Annotated in this window: 1 protein-coding gene and 1 pseudogene; both read left to right on the top strand. The window is 42.5% G+C overall.

Going from position 1 to position 922, the window contains the following annotated elements; translation table 11 throughout:
• Window positions 1–97: pseudogene (locus HC733_RS23705) on the top strand (IS982 family transposase); the annotation flags it as partial.
• A gap of 28 nt (window positions 98–125) precedes the next feature.
• A complete protein-coding gene (locus HC733_RS22395) occupies window positions 126–788 on the top strand; it encodes a hypothetical protein (protein ID WP_190367180.1) in 663 nt (220 codons plus the stop codon).
• Window positions 789–922 lie beyond the last annotated feature (134 nt).

Consider the following 922-nt stretch of genomic DNA (forward strand, 5'->3'; position numbering starts at 1 on the left):
CCGTAGCTGTATTTCATTTATGGTGAACTTGATGGCAGGCCTCATCGCTTATACTTTTCAAGCAAAGAAACCGAGCATAAAGGTTACTCGGCTTTAGTTCTTATACAGATCTCAGGTTACCTACTTTGCTTGGTCTTGCTGACATTGATACCGAGCGTGTACGCAAGCAGTTATCAGAAAATCATAGTGAAGCTAGACCTCTCGTTGGTAGAGACCTATCAAATATATTGCTAGATAAACAACGGCCAACAGATGAAGCCATTTATTTTATGACCAACGATAATGTTGAAGTTGGATCTGATATGACAAATCCGGCGACAGGTGTTGCGTATAACAGTATTGTACAACCCAATTATATTGAGGCTATCATTACTAAATTGCCAGACCTTACTGGCGACACTCGCATGAAGTACGTACGCTACTATGATAACGCGCGCCATTGCACCAATAGTGGCTTTTTGGATAGCCGAGATGTCGATAATGAAAATATAGGCAGAGTAGATTCTAAATATGACCTGAGTCACCTAGTTTCAGCAGGGAACCCCGATGGTATCACTACCAGTCGCTTTATCCCCAGCGAATATGAATGCTACAACCTAAGTGACGATCCGACAGAAGAAAATAACCTGCTTAGTCCATTGTGCCCTACACCGCTTAATGAAGAGATACACGCAGCTTTGAAAGCCATAATGAAACAGCAGCGTAAAACAAAACGCCTTTTACCACAGAATATAAATAAGGAAGTAGAAAAACACAGTGATGAACTCATCATCCTAATTCGAAAGTAGAGTGACAACGAACGTAGTGAGGGCGTTTCCTTTGCGCAAGGTGAGATGAGCCAGTTTAGCTACTGCTGAGGGAGTATGGCTTAGCAGCTGTGAAGTCGCTCCCTTCACCTTGCGCTAATTCGTCTCTTTATCAA

This window comes from Pseudoalteromonas sp. S16_S37, assembly GCF_014694405.1.
Classification (GTDB): domain Bacteria; phylum Pseudomonadota; class Gammaproteobacteria; order Enterobacterales; family Alteromonadaceae; genus Pseudoalteromonas.